This is a genomic window from Novosphingobium mangrovi (assembly GCF_022818885.1).
GTDB lineage: Bacteria > Pseudomonadota > Alphaproteobacteria > Sphingomonadales > Sphingomonadaceae > Novosphingobium > Novosphingobium mangrovi.
Genome location: NZ_JALHAT010000064.1, coordinates 1 through 20312 on the forward strand (window position 1 = coordinate 1; position 20312 = coordinate 20312).

The window sequence follows — 20312 nt, forward strand, 5'->3', positions numbered from 1 at the left end:
GGCCCTGGCCCTGCGGCTCGGGCTTGCGGCGGGTGGGAGCGGGCAGGCGGCGCGCCTCGACCACGAAATCCTCGGGCAGGCCGAGCGCGGTCAGCTTGACGCGGGTCAGGCGCTCGATGTCGCGGATGTAGGGCTTCTCGTCCGGCGCGACGAAGCTCACGGCCACGCCGTCGGCACCCGCACGCGCGGTGCGGCCGATCCGGTGGACGTACTGTTCGGGCACGTTCGGGATCTCGAAGTTGTAGACGTGCGACACGCCCGAGACGTCGATGCCGCGCGCGGCGATGTCGGTCGCGACAAGGACGCGGATCGTGCCCTGGCGGAAGCCGCCGAGCGCAGCGGTGCGCTGGGCCTGGCTCTTGTTGCCGTGGATCGCGGCGGCGGGGATGCCCGCGGCGGTCAGGTGGCGCACCACGCGGTCCGCGCCGTGCTTGGTGCGGGTGAAGACAAGCGCGCGGTCGATCGCGCCGTGCTCGGCCTTTTCGGCAGCGTCCTCGGCGAGACCTTCCCGCAGCCGGATGGTAAGCAGCGCCTGCTTCTCGGCCTGGTTGATGAAGGTCGCGTACTGCTCGACGCGCTCGGCCGTGGTCGACTGCGGGGCGACCTCGACCTTGATCGGGTTGTTGATGAACTGCTTGCCCAGCTCGGCAATGGCCTGAGGCATGGTGGCCGAGAAGAACAGGCTCTGACGCTGCTTGGGGAGCAGGGCGGCGACGCGCTTGAGCGGGACGATGAAGCCCAGGTCCATCATCTGGTCGGCCTCGTCGAGGACGAAGATCTCGACGTGCTTGAGGGTCAGCGCGCGGCTGTCGATGAGGTCGAGCAGGCGGCCGGGCGTTGCGACAAGGACGTCGCAGCCGCGTTCGAGCGCGCGGGCCTGCTTGCCCGCCGGAACGCCGCCGAAGACGCACTGGATCGAGAGATTGAGGAACTTGGCGTAGCCACGCATGTTGTCGGCGATCTGCGCGGCAAGCTCACGCGTGGGCGAGAGCACCAACATGCGGCAGCCCGCGTTCTGGCGCGGCTTGGGATCGGCGGCGAGGCGATGCAGCGAGGGCAGCGAGAAGGCCGCCGTCTTGCCGGTCCCGGTCTGCGCGATGCCAAGCAGGTCGCGGCCCTCCAGCAGCGAGGGGATCGACTTGCGCTGGATCGGCGAGGGATCGGTATAGCCCTTGGCCTCGAGCGCACGCAGCAGGGGCTCGGCCAGACCAAGGTCGTTAAAATAGGACATGCACGTCACTTTCAAGTTGTCATGCTTGGTGCGCGCCAGGAACATCGAAGCAAGCGCGCGCACGGCAAGGTGTCGTTCGGGCGACCCTGCGTGAAGAAGGAAGCTTGGTTCTATCGCAACCGCTCGTCCGGGCCGGTCCGGGATTTTTCGGCTTTTCGCCTACCCCTGGACCTCACGCCGCTCGCGGACTGCAGCGCAGGAATCACTCCTGCGCGCCGGTTGCGGGATGGCAGATAGGGGCGTTCTGTGGAAAACGCAAGATAATTGCGCTTGCCGGTCCGATCCGAATCGGCTGAGCATGGAGCCCATGCCCGAGGTCCCCTCCCCCTGCCGCAACACCTGCGCGCTCGATTCCGCCCGGCGGGTCTGCCGCAGCTGCCACCGCACGATCGAGGAGATCGTCGCCTGGCCCCGCCTTGATGAGGCAGGCAAGCGCGCAGTCTGGGCGCGGCTGGATGCGTTGGCGACAAAGTGAGGGTGCAGATGCGCGAGCCTGACTTGCAGGTCGATGGCTGGTGCCTGGACGATGGCGAGGTCTACCACGCAGCCGCGCCGGATACGTTCTGGAGCGGAATCGAGCTTCCCTTCCAACCGCGTCATGTGATCGACATTGACGTGATCGACATCGACAAGGGGGATGCCAATACGCGCGCACGTGCGCAGAGCACCCCAAGGCGGCGCTGGCCAGGAGCCAAGGCCGTCTAGCTCAGCTCTCCCGGTCCCACTTCTGCGTTTCGGGGTCGGCGCTCACCACCAGGCGGCGCAGGGCTGCGCGGGCAAGGCGCTCGACCTCGACCTTGCGGCGCGCGGCGGCAAGCTGACGCAAGGGGGCCGGACGCAGGATCTCGGCGTCGTAGCTGTCCGCCACGATCACTCCGCAGGTATCGGGCAGGAACGCCTCGGTCTCCAGCGGAGCGCGGTCGAGCGCGGGGGGCAGCGCCCAGTAGAACCTGTCGCAGAAATCGAGATAGTCGGTCCACTTGCCATCGCCCAGCAGGTCGGCCCGGCTTACCTTGATCTCCACGATGATGACCTGCCCGCGCGCGTCCACCCCCATGAGGTCTGCGCGCCGACCGTTGCGCAGCATCATCTCGGGCAGGCACCAGATGTCGTTGCGGGCAAAGAGCCGCGAGACGCCGCGCACGACGTCGGAGGCAACGAGGGAGGCGCTGCTCTCGGCAGCGGGATCGGGGCGAATCGAATCGGTGACGGGCATGCCCGCCATGATAAGAACAAAATGGGAACTTGCAACGTGTAGCCGATAGCTCAGGCCATCCGGCGCGCGGTCCCCTGCGGACTGAGGGCCAGATGGAGGAGCCCGTCGCGGGTGCGCACGAACTCGCTCCACAGCGCGCGGGCGGCGGCCTGGGGATGGCTCCCGCGCGCAAGGGCGGCGAGCAGCGCGGAAAGTCCCGCCTCCATGATCGCCGAGAGGTCCGCGATTTCCTGTTCGGCCTGGAGGCGGCGATCCTCTCCCGCATCGCGGACCTGCGCAGGGAATGCCCGGATGGCCTGGGTAAGCGGGGGGCAAGGGGCCCCGGCGATGCTGGCAATGGCTTGCGCGGCATCATGCAGGGCCGACCACTTCATGGACAGCGCGCTCGCCGACCCGTTTCCGAACTGGGCGCGCCCCGACCGGCCAGATCCGGTACCTGTAGTGGCAAATTTGCCCGTCTTGTGCGGAGTCGCGTCCATAGTCAGCCGGTTTAGGCGCGGTGCGCTTGCCAATTTCCTAACTGTCGCGCATTCACGCGCCCAACCCGCGCGCCCTTGTGGGTGAAGTTCCTGCACACGCGGATGGATTTGGCGCTGGCGTCCCCGCCAAGGCTCTGCTAGGCGGCGCTTTACTGCACCCGTAGCTCAGCTGGATAGAGCGCTGCCCTCCGAAGGCAGAGGCCACAGGTTCGAATCCTGTCGGGTGCGCCAGCCTTCTGTCCGTGGCAATGGCCTGATTCTCGTACAAGGGAGCGGCATTGCCGGGCGAGCTTGGCCCCCTTTTCTGTTGACCGACACTGTTTTCCAGACATCGCTCTCGATCATGGCGGCGTGATTTTGGCGTTGTGGCTTCGTGCCTGCGTTTGGCTGGCTGTTCCCTTGCGTGATGGACCGATCCGTTAGGCTACGTGGGTTGCATCCGTCCTGGAGCTACTTCGGTTTTACCTCGCCCCCACGCCTCCATAGCATCGCCCCAGACTGCTCACGGCCATGGCAGCGGGATAGCTGCGACACGCGATTTCGGTGTCTGCGAGGGGGATGAAGAACCATGTTGTATGTTGAAGAGGCCGATCTGGCCTTCATCCATGTGCCCAAGAACGCGGGCCAGAGCATTCGCCGTGCGCTCGGCGGCTGCGGCCGACTTTCCTATGCGGCCATGGCCAAGGATCTGGGGGTCGACGAGCCAACCGCCGAGGGTCTGATGGAAGAGCCGGTGACAGGGCGGCCGGGGATCGACACGGAGGTCCAGCCTGAACATGTGCCGCTGCCATTCTTGAAACTGGCTTTTCCTTGCAGCTTTGAACAACTGCAGGCGGCGAAGAGCTTCATCATGGTGCGTCCTCCTCGCGACCGGTTCCTTTCGGCCTTGCTGCAGCGGATCCGCGAATATGGCGGGGCGGCGGCGTTGCGGGTGGACGATCCGATCGTGGCACAGGAAGCGCGCCGGATCTGCAACTGGCTCGAGGGACGCGGGCCTTTTTACGACATGCCCTACATCCATTTCTCCCGGCAGGTCGATTACGCCGAGATCGATGGGGAGAGGATCGTTTCGGCGCTGTTCCCGCTGGAGCGTACGGATGCGCTTGCCGCATGGGTCAGACGTGAGACCGGGTTGGAGCTTGACGTGGCGCACGACCATGCCCGGCGTGAACCCAAGGCCTGGGCAAGTTCGCTGCAGCCCGCCGTGCGCTTCATCGGCCGCAACCTCCTGCCCCAGACGCTCAAGAAGGCGATCTATCCCTTATGGATGAACAGCGCGGCTTTTGCCAATGCGGCCAGTCGCTACGATACGGTTCGTCTCGATCCGGACGTGGAGCGTTTCATCGCGGACTATTATGCCCCGGATGCGGCCCTCTACGCCGAGGCACAGCGCTTTGCTCAGGATATCATGCAGCCGGTCCGCATGGCGGGGTGAGGACAATAGATAGAAGGCCCTTTTCAAGGGGCCATCGCCCCTTGACCCCGGAATCGGCGAGCTCACCTTTCTCCGCTACGGTAACGCATGAGAGGTGAGCTCGACAGTTCGGGGAGCCCGAGGGCGATAGCCCTCGGTTCTAGTTCTTTCCCTGTTGTCCGTTTTCCGCGCTTGCCCCGGTTCGAAGGTTCAGGGACGTCCGGTCCTCGTATCGTCGAACTTGGAGCTGCCGAAGGTGGCCCAGTCGGTGCCCTCTCCCGGCGGGGCGGGAAGTTCGGTCTCCACGTCCTCGGGCGCGCTGCAGCGGCGAAAGCGGCGGTGAATGTAGGACTTGGCGATCATGTTCGCCGAGATGGGCGCGCTCAGGAACAGGAACAGGGTGATGAGCAGCTCGTGGCTCGACCATTCCTGGCTGTGCAGCGGAAACCAGGCCATCGAGGCGAGGAGGATGCCGCCGACGCCCAGCGTCGTGGCCTTGGTGGGGCCGTGCAGGCGGGTCATCAGCGAGGGCAGGCGTGCAAGGCCCCAGCTGCCGATGAGCGCGAAGGCGCCCCCCAGCACGATGAGAAAGGCCACGAGTGCGTCAAGCAGGGTGGTCATGGTATCGCCGCCTGTCATTCCACGATGTCCCCGCGCAGGAGGAACTTGGTGTAGGCCACCGTGCTGACGAAGCCGACCATGGCCATCAGCAGCGCGGCCTCGAAGAAGACCGTGGTGTCCGCAAAGATGCCGAACAGCATGATGAAGGCGATCGCGTTGATGACCATGGTGTCGAGCGCGAGGATGCGGTCGGGCGCGGTTGGTCCCTTCAGCAGGCTCCACAGGTTGAGCAGCATGGCCAGCGCTACGCAGGCAAGTGCGATCTTGAGGGCGATGTCGATCACGCGAAGATCTCCATGAGGCGGCGTTCGTAGCGCTGCTTGATCTGGGCGATTTCACCGTCCGGATCGTCGGTGTGCAGCGCATGGACGAGAAGGTGGCGCGCATCGGTCGAGATGTCGACCGAGACGGTGCCCGGCGTCAGGCTGATCGTGCCCGCCAGCACCGTGATGGCTTCGGCCGATTGCAGTTCGAGCGGGACCGAGAGCCAGGCCGGGCGCAGGTCCTTGTTGCGCTTGAACAGGATCAGCCGCGCGACGTGGAAGTTGGCGACGACGATGTCGTAGAGCACCAGAAACACGTAGCCCACGAGCGGCAGGCCCAGGCGCAATTTTGCACGTTCGGGCCAGAAAGGCGCGCTGAAGAGCGGGACCAGGACCGCGAAGACGAGGCCCAGAATCGCGACTCCCAGGTTGAGGGAGTTGAACACGATCATCCACATGACCAGCAGCATGGCGGTCAGACCGGGGTGCGGGAGGAGGCGGTGCATCACGGAGCATCTCCTTGCGCGTTCGGGCTCGGGGTGGTGGCGGTCCCCAGGACCGAGCGCAGGTAGAGCGGCTTGTCGAGAACTTGCGCGGCGGTCCCTTGGGTGTAGCGCGTGGCCGGGCCGGCGAAAACGGTGAGGCCGACCAGCAGGGCGAGCAGGAACAGGCAGGGCAAGGCCTGGACGAGGCGCGGCGGCTCGCGATCTTCGGGTAGCTCGGGCGTGTCATCGTGCTTCCAGAAAACGGTGCTGCCCGCCCGCGCGAGCGCGACGACGGCGATGAGGCTGGTGACCAGGATCACGCCCCAGATCCAGGCCGCGTGCGGGCTGACCAGCGCGGCATCGAGGATCAGCAGCTTGCCGAAGAAGCCTGAAAGCGGGGGAAGCCCGGCAAGCGCCACGCCGCCGGCCAGGAACAGGAAGGCCAGGAGCGAGGCCCCGGCAAAGCGCGGGGTGGGTACGATGGCATCGCCCTCCACGCCGCGCCAGCGCACGATGAGGTCGACCGTAAGGAAGAGCAAGGCGGCCGCGATGGTTGTGTGGGGCAGGTAGTAGAGCGCGGCGGCAAGGCCATCGCCATCGAACAGGGCGATGGCGACGAGCAGGGTGCCTGTCGAGCCGATGAGGCCAAAAGCGGCGAGGTCGCGAAGGCCACGTGCTGCGAGCATTCCGGCAAACCCTAGGACAATCGTGCCGAGCGCGGCGGGAAGCAGGATTGGCTCGGCCACATCGCCGAAGATCAGCGGGGTGGTGCGGATGATCGAGTAGGCGCCGACCTTGGTCATGATCGCGAAGAGCGCAGCGACGGCGGGCGCGGTCGAGGAATAGGCGCGCGGCAGCCACAGGTGGAGCGGCAGCAGCGCGGCCTTGAGCGCGAATACGGCGATGAGAACGAGCCCGCCGGCCAGGAACAGCCCGCGGTCCCCTTGCGCCAGCTGCGCTCCGCGCGCGGCCATGTCGGCCATGTTGAGCGTGCCGGTCACCCCGTAGAGGATGCCAAGGCCCACCAGGAACAGGGTCGAGCCGGTCAGGTTGACGACGACGTACTGCACGCCCGAGGTCAGGCGGCGCGCGCCCTGTCCGTGCAGGATCAGGCCGTAGGAGGCGATCAGCAGGACCTCGAAGAAGACGAACAGGTTGAACAGGTCGCCGGTCAGGAAAGCCCCGTTGATGCCGAGCAGCTGGAACTGGAAGATCGGGTGGAAATTCCAGCCCTTGCGGTCAAGCTTGGTAAGCGCGGCGTGGGTCGCGACGGCAAATCCCACGACCGAGGTCAGAAGCAGCATCCAGGCCGCGAGCTGGTCGAGCACGAGGACGATGCCGAACGGCGCGGGCCAGTCGCCCATGGCGTAGGGCGTGGGGTCGGACTGGGAGGCGCGGATCAGCAGGGCCACCGCGATCAGCACCTGCAGCGCGGTCGAGCCAATGGAAATCCCGGCCGCGACGATGCGGCGGCGGCGGCGGAAGATGAGCGCCATCGTGCCCGCCAGCGAGGGCAGCATGATCGGCGCGGCAATCAGCGAGGCGGCCAGATTGTCGGAAATCGAAAGGTTCACGGACGGGTTTCCCCCAGCATGTCGATGCGGTGGGCGTTGCGGCGCTTGATCCACTCGTCACGGTCGCCGTCAAGCGGGTCGATGGCGGGGTCGGGCTCGCCGTCGACCTGGTCGGTTCCGGTCTCGAGGAAGGTGCGCAGCGAGAGCACGACAACCAGCGCGCTCATCCCGAAGGAGATGACGATGGCGGTCAGCACCAGCGCCTGGGGCAGCGGGTCGGTGTAGGTGGCGGCCTCCTCACTGAAGATCGGCGGGGCACCCACTTTCAGGCGGCCGATGGCAAAGAGGAAGAGGTTGATCGCGTAGGAGAGCATCGTCACGCCCAGGACCACCGGGAAGGTGCGTCCGCGCAGAGAGAGGTAGATGCCCGCCCAGGTCAGCGCGCCGATGGCGGTGGCGATGAGGAATTCCATGCTCATGCGGGTGTCTCCCCGTTCGTTTCACGCAGTCTGGCGGGGTCGATGTCCATGGGGCCGGCCTCGGCGGCCTTGGTCCCTGTGTCTTCCTTGTTGGCGCGCACGGCGATGTGGCTCAGCTCGGCCAGCGCCAGCATCACCGCGCCGATGACCGTCATGCCCACGCCCACGTCGAAGGCCATGGCCGAGGCCAGCTCGAAATCGCCCAGCAGCGGCAGGTGGAAGTGGCCAAAGGCGCTCGTGAAGAGCGGCGCGCCGAAGATCAGCGAGCCCAGCCCTGTCAGCGCGGCGATGGTGACGCCCAGGCCGATCAGCAGGTGCTCGTCGATGCGGCGGCGTGCGTCGGTCCATTCGAAGCCCGAGGCCATGTACTGCACCAGCATCGCGATCGAGGCGACGAGCCCGGCAATGAAGCCGCCGCCCGGCGCGTTGTGGCCGCGCAGGAAGATGTAGATGGCGACGATCGTGGCGAGCGGCAGCAGCACGCGCGCGGCCACCGCGAACATCATCGGGTGGCGTTCGGGCGAGCGCGGCAGCTCGGCGATCCAGGCGCGCAGGCGCTGCCCGGCGGCTCCGCGCGCGGCCGGCTGGAGCATCGCGAAGATCGTGAGCGCGGCAATACCCAGGACGGTGATCTCGCCGAAGGTGTCGAAACCGCGGAAGTCGACCAGCGTCACGTTGACGACGTTGTGGCCGCCGCCGCCCGATACGCTGTTCTCCCAGTGGTAGGTCGAGATCGGGTCGTTGGGCTCGCGGGTCATCACCGCCCAGGCCGCGAAGCCGACCGCGCCGCCACCGGCAAGGCCGATGAGCGCGTCGCGCAGGCGCAGCGGCATGCTGGAGAGGCGCGAAGGCTTCTTGGGCAGGAGGTTGAGCGCGAGCAGCATGAGCAGGATCGTCACCGTCTCGACCGAGATCTGCGTCAGCGCGAGGTCGGGTGCGGAGAGGTAGACGAAGGCGAGGCTGACGACGAGGCCGATCACCGAGATGAAGACCAGCGTCAGGAAGCGCTGCTGCTGGGCCACCAGCACCGCAGCGATGCCCGATAGCAGCAGCAGCCAGGCGACGATGGCGACAGGATGGGCGGGCAGGGTCTCGTGCGTGCCGGGCGTGTACCCGCCCTCGATCATGCCGTAGGCGCCCAGCGCAATGGCCAGCGCGAAGAGGACCGCCAGTTGGCGCTGGAGCGAGCCGTTGTGGATGGCATCGGACACGATGCGGGCGGCATCAACTAGGCGTTCGACGAGGCTTTCGAACAGGGCCTTGCCGTCGGGAAGGTTGGCGACGTCCCAGCCCCGCTGGAGCCCGGTGTGACGCCACAGCAGGAAGGCACCCGCGGCGACCGCGACGACGCTCATGCCCAGCGCCGGGGTCAGTCCGTGCCAGAGCGCGGGGTGGAAGGTCGGCGCGCGCCCGCCCGTCACCGCGTCGATGGCCGGGACCATCAGCGCGTGGGTGAGGGTGTTGGGGGCAAGGCCGACGAGGATGGTGAGGACGACCAGCAGCGCGGACGGGGCCCACAGACCCAGCGGCGGATCGTGGGGCTTGGCCGGATAGCTCTCGCGCTTGGGGCCCAGGTAGAGGTGGAAGATGTAGCGCAGCGAATAGGCGACCGAGAACGCGGCGGCGAGGACGGCAAGCATCGGCAGCAGCCAGTCCTGGCCAGACCAGACGGTGTGCGCGGCCTCTTCCAGCATCATTTCCTTGGAGAGGAAGCCGCCGAGTGGGGGCAGGCCCGCCATCGAGGCGGCCGCCACGATGCCCAGCGTCGCGGTGATCGGCATGAGCGTGGCCAGACCGCCCAGTTTGCGGATGTCGCGGGTGCCCGCCTCGTGGTCGACGATGCCGGCGTTCATGAACAGCGCGGCCTTGAACAGCGCGTGGTTGAGGAGGTGGAACAGCGCGGCCATCGCGGCTCCCGGCGTGCCGAAGCCCAGGAGCATGGTCATCAGGCCCAGATGGCTGACGGTCGAATAGGCCAGAATGCCCTTCAGGTCCTGCTTGAAGAAGCCGACGACGGCGGCCAGCAGCATGGTCACCAGGCCCGTCGTCGCGACGAGATAGAACCAGGTCTCGGTGCCTGCGAGGACCGGCCAGAGGCGCGCCATCAGGAAGACGCCCGCCTTCACCATGGTGGCCGAGTGCAGGTAGGCGCTCACCGGCGTGGGCGCGGCCATGGCGTGGGGCAGCCAGAAGTGGAACGGGAACTGCGCGGACTTGGTGAAGCAGCCCAGGAGGATGAGAATGAGCGCGGCCGGGTAGAGGGGCGAAGCCTGGATCGTCTCACCCCGGGCGAGAAGTGCGCCCAGCTCGTAAGTGCCCGCGATGTGGCCCAGCAGCAGCAGCCCGGCAATGAGGGCAAGCCCGCCTCCGCCGGTGACCGCGAGTGCCATGCGCGCGCCCTGCCGACCTTCCGCCTTGCCGCTGCGAAAGCCGATGAGAAGGAAGGAGGAAAGGCTCGTTAGCTCCCAGAAAACCAGCAGCAGCAGGATGTTGCCGGAAAGCGAGATGCCCACCATCGCGCCCTGGAACAGCAGCAGCAGCGAGAGGAAGCGTCCCAGCGCCTCGTCGCCCGGCAGGTAGAAGCGTGCGTAGATGACGATGAGCAGGCCAATCCCCAGGATCAGCCCGGTGAACAGGAACGCGAGCCCATCGAGGCGCAGCGAGAAGGCCAGGTCGAGCGCGGGCACCCATTCGGCCCGGAACGACTGGACCGAACCGGATAGGATGTCAGGAGCCGTGCCGCCGAGGAACCAGAGGCCGGCCAGGACCGGGGCCAGCGCCACAAGGGTCTGTGCGTTGCGGCTCAGGCGGCCGCCCGCGGCCAGCAGGAGGCAACCGATGAACGGCAGGACGGCAATCAGGACCAGATGCAAGAGTTTCCCCCTTGTTGCCGACCGGAACGGCAGCAATTGCGTAGGTGTTCAGCGATGGAGAGCCCGTTTCCTCGCTCAGGGCGCCGGACGCAAGCCCTAAGCGTCAACTTCCCGACATTCGCCCGGTTTCAGGAAGCTGGACAAACTCTTGTGCGCGCCTTGCGGGTTCTGGCGCACTCCGTCGAGGACGATGCGCAGGGCCAGTGCAAAGGCCTTGTCCTCGGGCATCGCCTTGGAGCCGCGCGCCGCGCCCAGCATCTCGATGGCCATATAGAGCATGTCCGGGGTGAAGCCTTCATCGACCTGTCCGCAGCCCCGCGCGGTTTCGAGGAGGAGGTCGAGCATGCGTTCATAGCGCGGACGCAGCCGCTCGGCGAAGGCCTGGATGCGGTCTTCATCGACGGTGCACAGGAGCGGGAAGTGGATCGAGGCGGCCCGGCTCTGGCAGGTGAGGGCATCAACCAGAAGAGCCGGATCGCCCGCGCGTGTCTCGATCGTCTGCAAGGCGTCCTCGATTTCGCCTTCGACCACCGCCATGATCAGTTCGGCGCGGTCGGCGAAGTGGCGGTAGAGCGTGCCGCGTCCGCATCCGGCCTCCTCGATCACTGCCTGGAGCGGGGTGTCGGGGCCGTGGCTCGCGAACACGTGCGCGGCGGCTTCGATCAGGCGCCGCCTATGTTCGAGCGCATCTGCACGCATGGGGGATCTCCTTGTCGTCTGCGTCGTCTGCCGCGTGTCGCCTTCCGCATGTTCGTGGCGCGCTGATACCGCGTGTCGGCGTCGAAGGCCACGAATAAACGGACAGGGCTTGTCCACTTATTGCGCGTGCGATAAGCCCCCTCCCCAATGATCCTCCTTTGGAACGGTGACACCGTGCTTCGATCTCTTCGCCCATGGCGCGTTGGCGCGCTGGCTGGACTTGCCTTGCTGGCAGCATGCGGAGGGGAGCCAACCCCGAGCGCGCCGCCCGCGGTTCCCGTCAGGACGATCAAGGTTACCCGCCAGGAAGTGCCCAACGTGATCGAACTGCCCGGCCGTATCGAAGCGGTCCGTTCGGCCGAGGTGCGCGCGCGCAGCGACGGTATCGTGCTGCGCCGTCTCTACGAGGAAGGCGCAAGCGTGGCGGCGGGCACTCCGCTGTTCGAGATCGATCCGCGTGATTACCGCGCGCAAGTGCAATCGGCCGAGGCCTCCCTCCAGCGCGCCATCGCCGCGCAGCAGAACGCGGCCTCGATTGTCACGCGCTACGAGCCTCTCATCGCCGAACGTGCGGTGAGCGCACAGGAATTCGACGCCGCGCAGTCCGATCTGCGCCAGGCCAACGCGCAGGTCAGCGAGGCGCGCGCCGCGCTCGACCGGGCCAAGCTCCAGCTCAGCTACACCACCGTTCGGGCACCCATCGCAGGCCGCGCCAGCAGCGCCGAGGTGACCGAAGGCGCGCTGGTGAGCGGGGCGGAAGGTACGCTCCTGACCCGTGTCGACCAGGTCAGCCCGGTCTACGCCGAGTTCAGCGTCTCCAGCGCCTCGGTGCTCGACACCTTTGCGCTGGTGCGCAGTGGAGAGCTCGCCGTGCCCGACCTTGAGACCATCGAGGTTTCGCTGATCCTCGAGAACGGCGAGGAATATGGCCCCGTCGGGCATCTCGACTTTGCGAGCCCCGTGGTTTCGCCCGAGACCGGCAGCCAGACCTTGCGCGCGCGCTTCGCCAATCCGGAACGCCTGCTGGCACCAGGGCAGTTCGTGCGCGGCCGCATCCGGCTGGGTGTGCGCAAGGACGGGATGACGGTGCCCGCGCGCGCGGTCCAGTTCCAGGGCTCGCAGCCGCAGGTTTCGGTGATGGGCGAGGACGGTTCGGTCAAGGCGCGCAAGGTGCGCCTGGGTGCCTTGCTGGGCAAGGACTGGATCGTCAACGACGGCCTCAAGCCCGGTGAGCGCGTGATCGTGGAAGGCTGGGCCAAGCTGCGTCCGGGCCAGAAGGCGACGGAGGCCAAGAGCGGGGCCAAGGCACCGGCAAAGGGCACGGCCAAGGCCGGGGGCGCCTGAGGCGATGGATCGGTTCTTCGTCTACCGGCCGGTTTTCGGCTGGGTCATCGCCGCGTTCATCGCGCTGGGCGGGATCATCGCGCTCCTCAACCTTGCCATCGAGCAGTACCCGTCCGTCGCGCCGCCCTCGCTCAATCTCAGCTACACCTATACCGGCGCCGATGCCGAGACGCTCGACAAGAACGTGACCTCGGTGATCGAGCGCGAGCTGAACGGGGTCGACAACTACCTCTATATGGCTTCGACCAGCCGTTCCAACGGCACGGGCGAGATCACGCTGACGTTCGAATCGGGCACCGATCTCGACGTCGCGCGGGTCGAGGTGATGGACCGGCTCAACCGCGCCGAGCCGCGCCTGCCGGAACAGGTGCGCCAGATGGGCATCCAGATCACCGACCGCGCCTCGGGCTTCCTGATGGTCGTCGCGATGTCCTCGTCCGATGCGTCGATGAGCGCGCTCGAGGTTGGCAACTACACCAACAACAATGTCCTCAACGAACTGCGCCGGGTGGACGGCGTGGGCGATGTCATGCTGTTCGGCTCGCAGTACGCTATGCGCATCTGGATCGATCCGACGCGGCTGGCTGGCTACAACCTCTCGGCCTCCGAGGTGCTGGCCGCGGTGCAGGAGCAGAACAGCCAGACCGCGGGCGGCGGCCTTGGCGAACAGCCGGTCACGCGTGAGACCGAGTTTTCGGCCAAGATCATCACCCAGAACCGCTTTTCCGATCCCGAGCAGTTCGAGCAGATCATCGTCAAGTCGAACCAGGACGGCTCGACCGTGCGCCTCTCCGATGTGGCGCGGGTCGAACTGGGCGCGGAGACCTACGGCTTCAAGGCGCGTTACAACGGCAAGGAGATCGCTGGCATGGCGATCCAGCTGGCGACCGGCGCCAACGCGGTCGAGACCGCCAAGGCGGTGCGCGAGCGCCTCGCCCAGCTGGAAGCCAATTTCCCCGACAGCCTCACCTGGGACGTCGCCTTCGATTCCACCCCCTTCATCAACGCCTCGGTCGACAGCGTGATTCACACCCTTGTCGAGGCGATGGTGCTGGTCTTCGCGGTCATGTTCCTGTTCCTGCAGAACTGGCGCGCGACACTGATCCCGGCCGTGGTGGTGCCCATCGCGCTCCTGGGCGCGTGCCTTGGTCTCTACCTCTTCGACTTCTCGATCAACACGCTCTCGCTTTTCGCCATGGTGGTGGCGATCGGCATCCTGGTCGACGACGCCATCGTCGTGGTCGAGAACGTCGAGCGCATCATGAGCGAGGAAAAGCTGCCGCCCCGTCTCGCCACGATCAAGGCGATGGGCCAGATCCGCGGCGCGATCATCGGCATCACGCTGGTCCTGGTTGCCGTGTTCGTGCCGATGGCCTTCTTTCCGGGCTCGACAGGCGGCATCTACCGCCAGTTCTCGGTGACGCTCGCGGTCTCGATCCTGTTCTCGGCGGTGCTGGCGCTCACCTTCACCCCGGCCCTGTGTGCGACGCTCCTGCGCGATGAGCATGGGCACGAGGGTGAGGGCGAGGAGGAGGCCCCCGTGCCGCCCGGCCCGCGCGGCTGGCCGCGGCGATTCTTCCGCAGCTTCAACGAGCGCTTCGGGGCGGCCACCAACCGCTTCACCCGGACCATCGGCACCATGCTTTCGGGACCTTTACGCTGGATGGCGGTCTTCGCGGTCATGGCCGTGCTGACGGGTGTCCTCTTTACCCGTCTTCCCGGCGGCTTCCTGCCCGAAGAGGACCAGGGCTACTTCATGGTCAACGTCGATGCGCCGGTGGGGGCGACGATGCAGCGCACCGAGGCGGTGGTGAAGCAGATCGAGGCGAACCTCACCGCCCAGCCCCAGGTCCGCTCGATCATCTCGGTGGTGGGCTTCAACTTCTTTGGCCAGAGCCAGAGCGCTGGCCTTGCCTTCGTCGATCTCCACCCCTGGGAGGAGCGCACCGGTGAGGAGGACAGCATCAACGCGATCATCGGCCGGTTCCAGCGCTTTGCAGGAGGGCTGACCGACGCGACCGTCTTTGCCTTGAACCCGCCTGCGATCCAGGAACTGGGCAATGCCACCGGCTTCTCGCTCAAGGTCGAGGACCGTTCGGGTAACGACCGGGCAGGGCTCGTCGCGGCGCGCGATGCGATTCTGGGCGAGGCGATGCAGAACCCGGCGCTGATGCAGGTGCGCCCCGACGGGCCGGGCAATGCGCCCGAACTCTATGTCGATATCGACCGGGTCAAGGCGCGCGCGCTCGGCCTTTCGATCCAGTCGGTGAACCAGATGCTGGCGATCAGCTTCGGCTCGTCCTACGCCAACGACTTCACGCGCGATGGCAACACGCTGCGCGTCTACGTCCAGGCCGATGCGCCCGCGCGCATGACGCCCGATGACGTGATGAACCTGCGCGTGCGCGGGGAGAACGGCCAGATGGTGCCTTTCAGCGCCTTTGCGAAGAGTTCGTGGCGGTCCGGGCCGATCCAGGTCGAGCGGTACAACGGGTATCCCTCGCTCACCATTTCGGGCAACGCCGCGCCGGGGCACTCCTCGGGCGAGGCGCTCGACATCATGGAAGAGATCGCCGCGCGCAACCTCACCGGCGCGATGAGCTACGAGTGGACCGGCACGGCCTACGAGGAACGTCAGGCAGGCGGGCAGATCGGCCTGCTCCTGGGCCTGAGCGTCATCGTCGTGTTCCTGCTGCTCGCTGCACTTTACAACAGCTGGGGCATTCCCATCGCGGTGCTGCTGGTGGTGCCCTTCGGGATCATGGGCGCGGTGGTCTTCACGCTGCTGCGTTCGCTTTCGGCCGACGTCTATTTCAACATCGGCCTCATCACCATCATCGGGCTTGCCGCCAAGAACGCGATCCTGATCGTCGAGTTCGCCATCGAGGACGAGGATGCGGGCAGCTCGCCGCGTGAGGCGACACTGGAGGCCTCGCGCCAGCGCCTGCGTCCGATCCTGATGACCAGCCTTGCCTTTATCCTGGGGATGGTGCCGCTTGCGATTGCCTCGGGCGCGGGGGCGGCAAGCCGCCAGGCGGTCGGCACGGGCGTCATGGGCGGGATGATCGCAGCCACCGCGCTCGGCATCTTCTTCACGCCGGTGTTCTACTATCTGACCCGCACCTACCTCAGCAAACGCCGCGACCCTGAGGCCGAGGACGCGCGCTGGTTCGCGCAGAACCGTGATGAGGGTGACGAAAATGGCTCTGGCCCGGGTAGGGAGACCCCCCATGCGTAAGTGCACAGCACTGCTCCTGGTGGGATGGGTCAGCGCCTGCAGCCTCGCCCCTGATTACGAGCGGCCCGAGGCTGCCATTTTGCCCGTCTACCGGGACGGGCAGGTGGACGCCGCGCCGCAAGCCGACGCGCCGCTCGCGACCGAGCTAGGCTGGCGCCAGTTCTTCCGCGACCCGCGCCTCCAGTCGCTGATTGCGGCCGCACTCAGCAACAACCGCGACCTGGCCCAGTCCTACGCGCGGGTCGACCAGGCCCGCGCGCAGTTCCGCATCCAGGCCGCTGGCCGCCTTCCTGCACTCGACGCGACGGGCACCGGAACACGCAGCCAGACGCCCATCGCGGGGCTCGGCGCGGTCGGCTCGGCGATACCGGGGGACGGCAGTGGCGGGGGCGGTGCGCCCATGCCCGACTCCATCCGCTTTACCCAGTTCGGCGCGAACCTGGGGGTCAGCTCCTTCGAGCTCGACCTGTGGGGGCGGGTGCGCAACCTCACGCGCCAGCAGCGCGAGAACTGGCTGGCCTCGGTTGAGGGCGCGCGCGCCTACCGTCTCTCGCTCATCGCGCAGGTCGCCGCGACCTACTTCGACATTCGTGCCGGGGAAGAGCGTATCGCGCTGGCCCGCCGCAGCCTCGAAGGGCGCCGCGAGGGTGAGCGGATCGCGCGCATGCGTCTCGAGGCCGGGGTCACCTCGACCGCCGATTACGACCAGACCGTGCTCCTCCTCACCCAGGCCGAGACCGAACTGGCCGAGATCCAGCGCACCACCGAACAGGCGCGCAACCTGCTGAACGTGCTGGTCGGCGGACCGATCACTGGCCCGATGCCCGCCGGGCTCTCGCTGTCCGAGCAGGTCGTGCCGGTGAGTGCAGGGCTGCCCTCGACCCTGCTCGAACAGCGGCCGGACATTCTGCAGGCCGAGCACGCACTGGTCGGCGCCAACGCCAATATCGGTGCTGCCCGCGCGGCCTATTTCCCGACGATCTCGCTGACCGGCACGCTGGGCTTCATGTCGAACGCGCTCGGCTCGCTCTTCGATGGTGCGAACGAGAGCTGGAGCTATGGCGGCACGGCCAGCCTGCCGATCTTCAACTGGGGACGGCGCGAGGCCGAGCTGCGTCTCAGCAAGGCGCAGGCCGCCGAACTGGAAGCGGCCTACCAGTCGGCGGTGCAGAATGCCTTTCGCGAGGTTGCCGACGGTCTTGTCGGGCGCGAGCGCTTCGCCGAGCAGATCGAGATCCAGCAGCGCACCATTGCCGCGCAGCGCCGGCTCGCCCGCACGGCGCGCCTGCGCTACGACAACGGCATCGCGATCTACCTGGAAGTACTCGACGCCGAGCGCAGCCTGTTCTCGGCCAGCCAGACGCTGATTTCGCTGCGCGCGACCGAACTTCAGAACGCGGTCAACCTCTACACCGCGCTCGGCGGCGGTCTCGAGGAAGTCGCAGGAGCCCCGGACGAAGACTGATCAGTTGTCCGGGGCGCCGCGCAGCGCCAGCAGCGCGAAGCTCGCCAGCCAGTGTTCGCCCATGTAGTCGCCCGCGACATGGGGGAGGGCTATGGTGAGGTGCGCCTGCGCCCGCTCCTCGAGAAGGTCCGTGCGGGAGGACGCGCCAAGCCCCGCCGCGATTTCGCGCAGGCACCACGCGCGGCTGAGGTTGAGGCCGTCAAGATGCGCGATCTTGCCGTCGCTGCGGTCCGATACGGTGGCGGGGGGCAGGTCGCGCTCGAGCCAGCCTCCCTCCGGCAGGAACGTCGCGAACCACAGGGCGAAGTCGCGCGCCGGCAGGCAGCGGCGCATCAGTACGGCTGCGGTGAGGGCGGGGGAGAGGAATTCATCGCCCCCCGGCTCCCAACCCTCGTAGTCGCGGCGGTTCCCAAAGACGCGCAGCGCCCAGCTTTCGATTGTTTCGGCAAGCGAAGGATCATGCACCTGCGCCCATTCGTGCGCGAGGATGAGCGCGAAGGCGGTGTTGAAATGGGTGCCCACGGTGATCGGGTAGGTCAGCGTGCCGAGATAGTCGCCCAGCGCTGAGGCAAGCCGCCCGGCGAGCGGTTCCAGATGTGTGGCCCAGCCACGGTCCTCGTGGCGCGTTGCTTCCAGGTGGAGTGCCAGCAGCCAGCCCCAGCCATAGGGGCGCTCGAACCCGCGGGCGGAAGGACGGTCGAGATAGGCCAGTTCCACGCCCAGCTTTTCGGGGCTGAACGTGGTTTCGGCCAGCGCGGCGATGTCCGCGCTTTCGGACATCGCGGGGAACATCCGGCGCAAGGTCAGCAGCGTCCACCAGCCATGCACGCAGCTGTGCCAGTCGAAACTGCCGAAGAAGACCGGGTGCAGCACGCGCGGGGGCAGGACATCCCCATCACTCTCCATCACGTGGTCGAGCTTGTGCGGGTATTCGCGTGCGACATGGCCAAGGGCGATGTTCGCAAAGCGGGCGGCCAGGGCCGGATCGAGTTGGGTCATGGAAACGCCAGAAAGTAGATGAGAAGGACATTGCAGGCAAAGAGCGGCAGCGCCGTTCCTACCTGCGCGCGGATGACGCCGTACTGGCTGCGCAGGTCGAGCAGCACGGCGGGCACGATGTTGAAGTTGGCGGCCATGGGGGTGAGCAGCGTGCCGCAAAAGCCCGCCAGCATGCCGACCGCGCCGATCAGCGCGACGTTGCCGCCATAGTCCTCCACCAGCACGGGGATGCCGATGGCGGCAGCCATCACCGGGAAGGCGGCAAAGGCGTTGCCCATGATGACAGTGAAGAGGAGCATGCCGGTGCAATAGACAAGGACGGCGAGGAACAGGCTTCCGCGCGGCAGGAGTGTGCCGGCAAGGTCTCCGACGATGGAGCCCACACCGGCAAGCGCGAAGACAGCGCCCAGCGCGGCGAGCATCTGCGGCAGGATTGCGGCCCACCCGATCGAATCCATGAGCCGGCGCCCCTCCTCGAGCGGCGCAAGAAGCGGCGGGCGCATCCAGAGCATGGCCAGCATCAGGGCCAGGAGCACGCCGACCCCCAGCAGGATCAGCGTCTCGCGCCGCGCTTCGAACAGGCCGCTTTCACCCAGCGGGGTGTAGGTGTAGACGAGAGTTCCCGCGACGGCGGTGAGCGGGATGACGAGGGCGGGCACGAAAAGCCGGTTGCCGAGGCGTGCGGCGAGTGCCGTGCGTTCTGTGTCGGTGGTCGTGGCCGGATGGCTGCGGCCAAGCTGACCCGTTCCGGCCAGCGCGACGAGGACCAGCACGAGGATACCGTTTGCGAGGTCCGAGATGTGCGAGCCGAAGAAGAAGCTGCCTGCCAGCAATCCCCAGAAGGCGGCGTTGCCCCAGCGCTTGGGGTTGGTCCGGTCGCGCAGGTTCCCGAGCGCCCAGGCGCTGAAGACAAGCCCGGTCAGGACGTAGAGCCATTCAAGCGTGATCACGCCGCGCTCTCCGGCTCTGCAACGGGAAGCCGGGCAAGGCGCCGATCGTGCGCCAGAAGACGCGCGCCGTGGAGCAGGAAGGCACAGATCGCGCTCGGGATTGCCCAGACCGAAAGCTGCAAGGGGGCAAGCGGATAGCCTTGCGCCTCGAACACGCCCTGGATCAGGAGAATCGAGGCGATTGCAAAGAAGATATCCTCTCCGAAGAAGAGCCCGATGTTGTCGGTTGCCGCGGCCATTGCGCGCACCTTCTCGCGTTCCTTGAAGGAGAGCACTCCGTGGATGCGCTCGGCGGCGGCCTCGGCCATGGGCGCTATGAGCGGGCGAACCGTCTGCGGGTGCCCGCCGATGTCCTTCATGCCCAGCGCCGCCGTAATCTGGCGAAAGCCGAGGTAGAGGACGAGCAGGCGTCCCATGGTCGCTCCGCGCACCTGCCCGATGAGCGTGCGCGCCCGCTCCTGAAGCCCGTAGCGTTCGAGGAGCCCGATCACGGGAAGGATGATCCAGGTGACGGAGATATAGCGGTTGTCGTTGAATGCCTTGCCCAGGGCCTCGAGCACGGGGACGAACTCCAGCCCGCCAAGCAGTCCGGTGACGATGGCCGAGACGGCCACCACCATCAGGGGATTGAGCCGGGCCACGAAGCCCACGACGACAAGCGCGATGCCGATCAGCGGCCAGTAGGTCATGTCTGCACACATCTCCTTGCGCACGGCACGCCGTTCGCAGGCCGCGTCATGCCCTGAGCCTAAGCGGCGCTCCCATCAGATGCCAACCTCTGACTGCGAGGAGGACGCGAACGTACGATCAGGGCATCACCTGAGGCCCATCAGAGACGGCCAAGCCGTGCGCCGGGGCGAGGATTCGCGGTGGCGAATCCCTGTCCCACCGGGGTGCCACTCCGGCGGTGGTCGATAGTTGCCCATCAGGATGCCTGCGTGAACAAAAATGACCTGATTTCCGTCGTTTGGAAAAAATGCCGATTTCATGAAGGTTTTTTGAAAAAAGGGTTTGACCGAATCGCGGGGCTCACTTAGAGGGC

Annotated in this window: 20 protein-coding genes and 1 tRNA gene; 7 read left to right on the forward strand and 14 right to left on the reverse strand. The window is 66.9% G+C overall.

Annotation, left to right across the window (positions count from 1 at the left end; genetic code table 11):
- A partial coding sequence (locus MTR65_RS19115; RefSeq protein ID WP_243802989.1) for a DEAD/DEAH box helicase occupies window positions 1–1231 on the reverse strand: 1231 nt, incomplete at its 3' end.
- Between the two features lie 307 nt (window positions 1232–1538).
- On the opposite strand from MTR65_RS19115, the gene MTR65_RS19120 reads away from it, so the two are divergent.
- Together MTR65_RS19120 and MTR65_RS19125 are read left to right on the forward strand one after the other, a co-directional pair.
- Window positions 1539–1706 (forward strand): DUF1289 domain-containing protein, encoded by a 168-nt coding sequence (locus tag MTR65_RS19120; protein ID WP_243802991.1) that lies wholly within the window; start codon window positions 1539–1541, stop codon window positions 1704–1706.
- Window positions 1707–1714: 8 nt separating this feature from the next.
- The gene (locus tag MTR65_RS19125) at window positions 1715–1936 is read left to right on the forward strand and encodes a hypothetical protein (protein WP_243802993.1); all 222 of its coding nucleotides are present in this window, start codon (window positions 1715–1717) and stop codon (window positions 1934–1936) included.
- Between the two features lies 1 nt (window position 1937).
- Here the strand turns inward: MTR65_RS19125 and MTR65_RS19130 are convergent, their stop codons facing one another.
- Together MTR65_RS19130 and MTR65_RS19135 are read right to left on the reverse strand one after the other, a co-directional pair.
- Entirely contained in the window at window positions 1938–2447 is a 510-nt protein-coding gene (locus tag MTR65_RS19130; protein ID WP_243802995.1) for an MmcB family DNA repair protein, read from the reverse strand.
- Window positions 2448–2497: 50 nt separating this feature from the next.
- Window positions 2498–2821 carry a hypothetical protein gene (locus tag MTR65_RS19135; protein ID WP_243802997.1) on the reverse strand — a complete coding sequence of 108 codons (324 nt, stop codon included), beginning with the start codon at window positions 2819–2821 and terminating at the stop codon, window positions 2498–2500.
- A 259-nt stretch (window positions 2822–3080) separates the two neighbouring features.
- Here MTR65_RS19135 and MTR65_RS19140 point away from each other — a divergent pair.
- A tRNA-Arg gene (locus tag MTR65_RS19140) sits at window positions 3081–3157 on the forward strand.
- 337 nt (window positions 3158–3494) lie between these two features.
- The gene (locus MTR65_RS19145) at window positions 3495–4361 is read left to right on the forward strand and encodes a hypothetical protein (protein ID WP_243802999.1); all 867 of its coding nucleotides are present in this window, start codon (window positions 3495–3497) and stop codon (window positions 4359–4361) included.
- Between the two features lie 189 nt (window positions 4362–4550).
- Here the strand turns inward: MTR65_RS19145 and MTR65_RS19150 are convergent, their stop codons facing one another.
- The 7 genes from MTR65_RS19150 to MTR65_RS19180 form a co-directional block, all read right to left on the reverse strand.
- The gene (locus MTR65_RS19150) at window positions 4551–4961 is read right to left on the reverse strand and encodes a Na+/H+ antiporter subunit G (RefSeq protein WP_243803001.1); all 411 of its coding nucleotides are present in this window, start codon (window positions 4959–4961) and stop codon (window positions 4551–4553) included.
- A 14-nt stretch (window positions 4962–4975) separates the two neighbouring features.
- Complete coding sequence (locus MTR65_RS19155; protein ID WP_039389717.1) at window positions 4976–5245, reverse strand: K+/H+ antiporter subunit F; 270 nt, start codon at window positions 5243–5245, stop codon at window positions 4976–4978.
- A complete protein-coding gene (locus MTR65_RS19160) occupies window positions 5242–5730 on the reverse strand; it encodes a Na+/H+ antiporter subunit E (RefSeq protein WP_243803003.1) in 489 nt (162 codons plus the stop codon). Before MTR65_RS19160 ends, MTR65_RS19155 begins: the two co-directional genes overlap by 4 nt.
- Window positions 5730–7283, reverse strand: a complete 1554-nt coding sequence (locus MTR65_RS19165; protein ID WP_243803005.1) for a monovalent cation/H+ antiporter subunit D — start codon at window positions 7281–7283, stop codon at window positions 5730–5732. The genes MTR65_RS19160 and MTR65_RS19165 overlap by 1 nt, the downstream gene beginning before the upstream one ends.
- Window positions 7280–7702 (reverse strand): Na+/H+ antiporter subunit C, encoded by a 423-nt coding sequence (locus MTR65_RS19170; protein ID WP_213500039.1) that lies wholly within the window; start codon window positions 7700–7702, stop codon window positions 7280–7282. The genes MTR65_RS19165 and MTR65_RS19170 overlap by 4 nt, the downstream gene beginning before the upstream one ends.
- A complete protein-coding gene (locus MTR65_RS19175) occupies window positions 7699–10575 on the reverse strand; it encodes a monovalent cation/H+ antiporter subunit A (RefSeq protein WP_243803007.1) in 2877 nt (958 codons plus the stop codon). Before MTR65_RS19175 ends, MTR65_RS19170 begins: the two co-directional genes overlap by 4 nt.
- Window positions 10576–10671: 96 nt before the next feature.
- Complete coding sequence (locus MTR65_RS19180) at window positions 10672–11274, reverse strand: TetR/AcrR family transcriptional regulator (protein WP_243803010.1); 603 nt, start codon at window positions 11272–11274, stop codon at window positions 10672–10674.
- Between the two features lie 147 nt (window positions 11275–11421).
- Between MTR65_RS19180 and MTR65_RS19185 the strand changes: the two genes are divergently transcribed.
- Genes MTR65_RS19185 through MTR65_RS19195 form a run of 3 tightly spaced genes read left to right on the forward strand, consistent with a single transcriptional unit; the run spans window position 11422 to window position 17321 of the window.
- Window positions 11422–12618 carry an efflux RND transporter periplasmic adaptor subunit gene (locus MTR65_RS19185; RefSeq protein WP_268739549.1) on the forward strand — a complete coding sequence of 399 codons (1197 nt, stop codon included), beginning with the start codon at window positions 11422–11424 and terminating at the stop codon, window positions 12616–12618.
- A 4-nt stretch (window positions 12619–12622) separates the two neighbouring features.
- The gene (locus MTR65_RS19190; RefSeq protein WP_243803014.1) at window positions 12623–15856 is read left to right on the forward strand and encodes a multidrug efflux RND transporter permease subunit; all 3234 of its coding nucleotides are present in this window, start codon (window positions 12623–12625) and stop codon (window positions 15854–15856) included.
- The gene (locus MTR65_RS19195; RefSeq protein WP_243803016.1) at window positions 15849–17321 is read left to right on the forward strand and encodes an efflux transporter outer membrane subunit; all 1473 of its coding nucleotides are present in this window, start codon (window positions 15849–15851) and stop codon (window positions 17319–17321) included. Before MTR65_RS19190 ends, MTR65_RS19195 begins: the two co-directional genes overlap by 8 nt.
- Here MTR65_RS19195 and MTR65_RS19200 read toward each other — a convergent pair whose 3' ends face one another.
- The 4 genes from MTR65_RS19200 to MTR65_RS19215 all read right to left on the reverse strand — a co-directional run.
- Complete coding sequence (locus MTR65_RS19200) at window positions 17322–18320, reverse strand: DUF2891 domain-containing protein (RefSeq protein ID WP_243803018.1); 999 nt, start codon at window positions 18318–18320, stop codon at window positions 17322–17324.
- Window positions 18317–19270 carry a DUF979 domain-containing protein gene (locus MTR65_RS19205; protein WP_243803020.1) on the reverse strand — a complete coding sequence of 318 codons (954 nt, stop codon included), beginning with the start codon at window positions 19268–19270 and terminating at the stop codon, window positions 18317–18319. Before MTR65_RS19205 ends, MTR65_RS19200 begins: the two co-directional genes overlap by 4 nt.
- Entirely contained in the window at window positions 19267–19959 is a 693-nt protein-coding gene (locus tag MTR65_RS19210) for a DUF969 domain-containing protein (RefSeq protein ID WP_243803022.1), read from the reverse strand. Before MTR65_RS19210 ends, MTR65_RS19205 begins: the two co-directional genes overlap by 4 nt.
- 126 nt (window positions 19960–20085) lie before the next feature.
- On the reverse strand, window positions 20086–20312 hold a 227-nt coding region (locus MTR65_RS19215), incomplete at its 5' end, for a hypothetical protein (protein ID WP_243803024.1).